We start from the raw sequence: 6,307 nt of genomic DNA on the forward strand, positions 1-6,307 counted from the left end.
GATGAGTTCTCCTGCTGCATCGGTCTTCATCCGGTACTGTTCGTCTACCGGGGCCACTCGCATCTCAATATCCATCATCCCACATGCCTTCTCAAAGGAGAAATGTGCCGATGCGGGGACGATGATATTTGGCTCCTTCACATTTTTTGTCTTTTTACAAAATCTGAGCACCTGAATATTTGACTCAGTCCCCCCGGACGTTGTGCATCCACCGGCAGAAGGCTCATGGTAGAGATCTGCAAACCACCGGATCAGCCGGTCCTCAAGGGAGGCCGTACCTGGAAATAACCCGGGATCTCCAAGGTTCGTCTCCATAAAGAGGTTATGTGCCTGCACGGCTACCGGATGGGGTGTTGTACACATGGAGGAGAGGATATGCGAATAAGAATAGTCCTCATTCCGCTTCGCCTGTAAAAAACAAAAAAGTTCGTCGGCTGAGAGCCCTTCAGCATCCATATGGTCTTCTCGCCGCATCAAGGATGATCCGCTGCTCGGTCCGTGCAACGGTCTCGCGGATCTTTGCAATTGCATCGATATTGGATGAGACGCTCGTGATGCCGTGTTCGACAAGCCAGGTGACCATGTCAGGTTCACTTCCTGCCTGCCCGCAGATTGAGACTTCTACTCCTCCTTTCCGGCAGGCCTGGATCGCCTGATCAATCAGGGCAAGGACTGCAGGGTGTTTTGGCCAGTACATATCGGTGACATTCTCATTGTTGCGGTCAATGGCGATGGTGTACTGGATCAGGTCATTGGTCCCGAAGGAAGCAAATTTTATTCCGGCCTTGATGAAATCCTCAACCAGGACTGCACTTGCCGGAATCTCGATCATGATACCAAGATCCACATTCTCAACATCGACCCCTGCCTGTCTGAAGAGTTCTTTTGCCTGAATGAATTCGCGTGGATGGGAGACCATCGGGAACATGATACCAAGGTTATCATATCCAAGATCCCACAGCCGTTTGAAGGTATCAATCTGAAGTCTGAACTGTGCCGGGCTTTGAAGATCCCTGCGGATACCTCGCCATCCAAGCATGGGGTTGTGTTCTATTGGTTCATTCTCCCCGCCCTGCATGTTTCTGAATTCATCGGTAGGTGCATCAAGGGTCCTGACCCATACCGGTTTTCCGGGGAATGCATCAAGGACGACCTTGATTCCGTTCATCAGTTCTGTAATGAACTCCTCTTCCCGATGGTTCTGGATGTACCAGTTGGGGGTTTTATTGAGGCCAAGGATAAGATGTTCAATTCTGAGAAGTCCGACTCCGTCAGCACCGGTTGCGGCGGCACGCTGGGCTGCTTCAGGCATTGAGACATTGACCTTGACGGATGTTGCCGTAATGATCTTGGCTGGTGCAGAGGCGATCTGGACCTTCGCAGTTCCTGCGTCAGGAGTCTGCTGGGCGATTACCCCGTCATAGATGAGGCCTTTCTCACCATCAACGGTAATGACCTGTCCGTCGGTAAGGGTCTTTGTAGCTTTGCGTGTTCCAACGACTGCCGGTGTTCCGAGTTCACGGGAGACGATGGCTGCATGACAGGTCATTCCTCCCTCATCAGTGACAATGGCTGCAACTTTACGCATCGCCGGGACCATATCCGGATTAGTCATCCGGGTGACCATGATGTCACCTTCTTTTACCTTTCCGATATCTTTGACATCCTCAATGATGATAACCGGGCCACTGGCAATACCTGGAGATGCGCCCTGACCCTGAAGGACAACCTTATCAGCAGAACCTGCTTTTGTTTCTTTCTTCATGCCTGTTGCACCTTTGATGGTTGTTATGGGCCGGGACTGAAGGATGTATATCTTATCCCCCACAATCGCCCATTCCATGTCCTGAGGAACCCCGTAATGCTCTTCAGAGACAATTCCATAGGTTGCAAGTCTTTTTACCTCATCATCAGAGAGGATCTGCTGTTCCTGCCGTGACTTCTCCACGTTCCTCGTGATGGTTCCATATGTACCATCAGCGACGATCTCGATCATTTTTGGAGAGATGAGCCGGTCAGTTGTCCGCTCAAGTCTCCGATCATAGACGTAATTGTCTGGTGATACTGCTCCTGATACAACGGCTTCTCCAAGACCCCAGGATCCTTCGATGATGGCAAATGGTTCACCAGTCACCGGGTGGGAGGTGAACATCACTCCTGCTTTCTCTGAAGGAATCAGTTGTTGTACTACCACTGCAATATTCACAGAATGGTGATCAAACCCCTGCTTTGCCCGATAATAAATTGCACGGGCACCATAGAGTGAGGCCCAGCATTCATGGATTCCTTTCAGAAGGTGTTCAATCCCTTTGATGTTCAGGATCGTCTCCTGCTGCCCGGCAAAACTTGCATCAGGAAGATCCTCTGCAGTCGCGCTCGACCGGGCAGCTACGATATCACCTGTCCTGGAGAGTTTTTCATATGCGATCCCTATCTCGCTCTTGAGGTCTTCCGGCATCTTTGCCTGAAGGACCAGATCCTTGGCCTTTTGTGCCGCAGATTCAAGCGCATCATTATCATCCACATTCAGCGATTCCAGAATTTTATAGAGTGGCTCTTCAAGCCCTGTCTGGACTAAAAATCGTCTGAATGCCTGGCTGGTAACGACAAAAGCAGGGGGAACAGGAAGCCCGATAGAGGCCATTTCCCCAAGTGAGGCACCTTTTCCGCCAACTGATGGAATATCCTCTTTACGGATCTCCTCAAGCCAAAGAATATCTGGAACTCCCGTCATGAAGACTAACCTGTGAGTATGTATTCCGTTTGACTTGTAATAGAGGTTTTTCAAAGGATGCCTCTCTAGGCCCATGACTGGACAGAATCTGCACCGGTATCAGCATGTGAAATAGATATCTATATATGGTTGTGTCTACCACCTTATAGAGCACAATCCCGCCTTAACTCAGACTGGTAGAGTGCGCGGCTGTAGACTGATTTGCCGTTTGAGGCAAGAGCGCAGCTACCGCGATGTCCCCGGTTCAAATCCGGGAGGCGGGATATGCCCAGCCCAGATAGTGTAGTGGCCTATCATGTCGGCCTGTCACGCCGACGACTCGGATTCGAATTCCGATCTGGGCGTCATCTTTTTCCGGCAATCTTCTATAGTATTCATTCCAATACCTATGAAGATAATTCCGGTGCCGTCCATGAATACGAAAATTCCTGTGTTAATCAGTATCTGTCTGGTGTTATTACTCATTTTTCCTGCATCGGCAGATATCCTTCCGAACGGGACCAATACCACGAACAGGCAGATTCCTTCAGAGACCTATCTTGAAGTGATTGGTTCAATGTCCTCTCACCAGGAGTATCAGCTTGAGACCAGCAGCCATGGAGGTCATGAGGGTGGTTTTCTCTATGATGGTGAGCGGGTATCATCCGTGGTTTATAAGAGTGATATGGCAACCAACGGGGGATATCTTGCGCAGAGCAAGGGTCTGAAGATCGACGAGGGTCCACAACAGAAAGGGGCCTTTAATGTTGATTCAAAGATAGTCTCCACCTACCTGACCGATCCGGAGGTTGGGAGTAAGATGGCTGCTTCTGACTCACTTGAGATGTTCAACTCGGGTAATTACACCAAAGTAAACAGATCTGTCCGAAATCCGCTTGTTGCCGAAATCATTGGTGATTATGTCGGAGGGTTCAATAGTTATTACAAAGGTGCATCTGCTGTTGACATGACCAGCGGTCAGATTGCGACCATGGCCCGGGCCCGCTCTGTTGGAACAGACAACACTATCCCGGCAGAACTTCGGTATCTTATCGGCATTCATCCTGACATGTCATCCGGTATCCCCTATGCAGCCGGAACAGCAAGTACCGAGTTTGCAATGACCAATGAGGAAGGGGCACCAACAAATACGACCGACCTTGCATCCACCAAGAAGATGAATGACAAAACAACGGTTGACGGTCAGATATTCACCTTTGGAAAATCCTTTACCGTTACGTCGGGTCTCTCCCCGACATAATACCTTCTGGCAGGAAACATATTAGAACACGCTGACAAACCTGTGGGCGTGAATATTATGACGCAGATTCGCGTTTTCATCTTCGTAATACTTTTCATTCTCACCACTCCGGTTCTCATAACTGCAGATTCGTATAGTGTATCACCTGCTTTTGATGACCATGTGAGCGGATCGACGAGACTGGTAAACATGCAGTCATTTGCGATGGAATCAAATCTGAAGATTCGTGCGGTCGGCGAAGACGGTGTTCCGGCCGGTGTTGAATATATGGTAAGTATAGCTCCTGTCAATGGCACAGATGCTGCAATCGGTACGGTGATCACCGACTTCAGAGGTTCAATCCTAGAAGGGCGGGGAACAAATGTGAATACATCGGCAACGAATGAATGGCGTGATCGTGCCATGGTAAGTGGGGCAATTGTAAACTTTATGAAGTCCTTTACCTATACCTCAGGAATAAAACTATGACATCAGCCAGGTGGAGATACCTTCTTGGGTTTTTTATTATTCTGATAGTACTGTGCACGATGGTGCAGGCAGCATACACGTTAAAACCATCCATGCTTCCTTCTCCACCCGGTTTTACCCGTGGTTGTCACCCATCGTATGATGAGTTTGTTGTATCAACGCTTGCTGCGGATTTTACCTCCGACCGGACAGAAGGGGATGCGCCACTCAGAGTACGGTTTTATGATATCAGCTATGGATTTGCAGATGCCCGACTCTGGGACTTTGGTGACGGGAATACATCGACTGAGAAAAACCCCGTTCATACCTATCGTGAACCGGGGAAATATGATGTGTCGCTGACCTTGTATTCAAATTACTCATATGAAACCCCGATGGATGAGTATCTGAATACCAGCAGGGGTCAGCTGACCGATTTCATGTGGGGAAGTACTGATCGTGAACTGGATTACATCACCGTCCATGAACGGGGATCCGGCGTCAGACAGGAAGTTCCTGAAGGGTGGCGCCCGGAGCCGCGGAACCGTGTGGAGATGCCCTCCGGAGCGGACGGTGCAATCGGCAGTGCTTCATTTAAAGCAAATGAAATAACCCTCTATAACAGTTCCCGGGGGTATCTGACCGAGCGTGGATATAAAGAAACCCTTGATATTAACGGGGCATATTATCTGGTGAAAAGTGTCCCCTACAATACCGGATTTTAACTTTTTTACCTGATTTGAATGTCGAATTATAATACTCTGAAATTTCTGAAGTGTATACTATTTACTACACTTATTACCGGATATCTTCTGTTCGCTGGATGTATAGAGGATAAACCGATTGATGTTACAAATATCTCAACAAATCTTACGCTCCTGGCAGAGGATAAAGAACAGAATGGAAGTGCCATGGAGGCTTTATCCCTCTATGATGCGGCAATCAGACTGAATTCATCTGATGCAAGCCTCTGGCTGAAGACTGCAGATCTTTTAGTCAATGAATCAATGAACGCCGAGGCAATTATCGGGTATTCTCATGTTCTGACTCTGGACTCTGAAAACAGCTCGGCACTCATCAGGAGAGGTGCAGCCTATGTCAGGGATGGAGATCTGATGAGTGCTCTGGCTGATTTAAAGAATGCAACGGCTTTTCATCCCCGGAACGCACATGCTCATGCAGGTCTTGGAGATATTTACTCTGCACTGAATGAACCAGAGCAGGCACTCCGGGAATATGGGATTGCCATTAACCTGAGTCCAAAAAATTACGAGTTTCATGTGAAAAAGGCCGAACTTTTGTATGACTTAGGGCGATATAATGAAGCCGCGAAAGAGTATGACAATGCCTTAAAGCTCAATCTGAAAGATGCCAGATCATGGAAGCGTCTTGGTGAGATGCTCCGGTTGTCAAACCGTCTGGAAGAGGCAGCGGTTGCCTATAAGCAACTCAATACCCTGATTCCTGATAATCCTGATAATCTGTTTATTGAGGCCGAACTCCTTGAGAAAACCAAAAAATACAAAGAGTCACGGGAAATTTATGCGCAATTGGTCAAAGAAGATCCAAAGAATGTTGATCTCCTCGTGGCATTAGCCAGGGTTCAGAATGTTCTTATGGAGTTTGATGAATCAGCAGCCATTTCACGCAGTGCCCTTATGGTAAACCAGAGTAATGCCGATGTATGGGCAAATCTTGGGTTTTCATATGCCAACCTGAAGAAATTTGATGCATCCTTTGATGCGTTCAATCAATCATTGAAGATTCAGCCGAATGATCCTATTACCATTACCAATGTCGGATTTTTACTGATGCAGTCCGGACGGTACCAGGAAGCCCTGTACCGGTTTGAAAATGCTACCTTGATTGATCCTGATGATCCGGCA

At 48.2% G+C, this 6,307-nt stretch carries 6 protein-coding genes and 2 tRNA genes; 6 read left to right on the forward strand and 2 right to left on the reverse strand.

All coding sequences use genetic code 11. From position 1 onward, the window contains the following. On the reverse strand, window positions 1-474 hold a 474-nt coding region (locus LDL35_RS13820), incomplete at its 3' end, for an aminotransferase class I/II-fold pyridoxal phosphate-dependent enzyme (protein WP_304023474.1). Then, window positions 446-2,734: a phosphoenolpyruvate synthase gene (ppsA, locus tag LDL35_RS13825; RefSeq protein WP_304023476.1), complete on the reverse strand. Its 2,289-nt coding sequence runs from the start codon at window positions 2,732-2,734 to the stop codon at window positions 446-448. The genes LDL35_RS13820 and ppsA, both read right to left, overlap by 29 nt. 157 nt (window positions 2,735-2,891) lie before the next feature. Here ppsA and LDL35_RS13830 point away from each other — a divergent pair. The 6 genes from LDL35_RS13830 to LDL35_RS13855 all read left to right on the forward strand — a co-directional run. Further along, window positions 2,892-2,997, forward strand: a tRNA-Tyr gene (locus tag LDL35_RS13830). A gap of 8 nt (window positions 2,998-3,005) precedes the next feature. Continuing rightward, a tRNA-Asp gene (locus LDL35_RS13835) sits at window positions 3,006-3,078 on the forward strand. Between the two features lie 68 nt (window positions 3,079-3,146). Further along, window positions 3,147-3,974: a hypothetical protein gene (locus LDL35_RS13840; protein ID WP_304023478.1), complete on the forward strand. Its 828-nt coding sequence runs from the start codon at window positions 3,147-3,149 to the stop codon at window positions 3,972-3,974. Window positions 3,975-4,031: 57 nt separating this feature from the next. Then, window positions 4,032-4,442: a hypothetical protein gene (locus tag LDL35_RS13845; protein WP_304023480.1), complete on the forward strand. Its 411-nt coding sequence runs from the start codon at window positions 4,032-4,034 to the stop codon at window positions 4,440-4,442. Then, window positions 4,439-5,146: a PKD domain-containing protein gene (locus LDL35_RS13850; protein WP_304023482.1), complete on the forward strand. Its 708-nt coding sequence runs from the start codon at window positions 4,439-4,441 to the stop codon at window positions 5,144-5,146. Before LDL35_RS13845 ends, LDL35_RS13850 begins: the two co-directional genes overlap by 4 nt. A gap of 18 nt (window positions 5,147-5,164) precedes the next feature. Next, a partial coding sequence (locus LDL35_RS13855; protein WP_304023484.1) for a tetratricopeptide repeat protein occupies window positions 5,165-6,307 on the forward strand: 1,143 nt, incomplete at its 3' end.

The sequence above is a fragment of the Methanospirillum hungatei genome (assembly GCF_020216685.1).
Classification (GTDB): domain Archaea; phylum Halobacteriota; class Methanomicrobia; order Methanomicrobiales; family Methanospirillaceae; genus Methanospirillum; species Methanospirillum hungatei_B.

Coding starts and splice junctions, on each gene's coding strand:
- ppsA (WP_304023476.1), bottom strand. CDS start 2,734: ATGACGGGAGTTCCAGATATTCTTTGGCTTGAGGAGATCCGTAAAGAG.
- LDL35_RS13840 (WP_304023478.1), top strand. CDS start 3,147: ATGAATACGAAAATTCCTGTGTTAATCAGTATCTGTCTGGTGTTATTA.
- LDL35_RS13845 (WP_304023480.1), top strand. CDS start 4,032: ATGACGCAGATTCGCGTTTTCATCTTCGTAATACTTTTCATTCTCACC.
- LDL35_RS13850 (WP_304023482.1), top strand. CDS start 4,439: ATGACATCAGCCAGGTGGAGATACCTTCTTGGGTTTTTTATTATTCTG.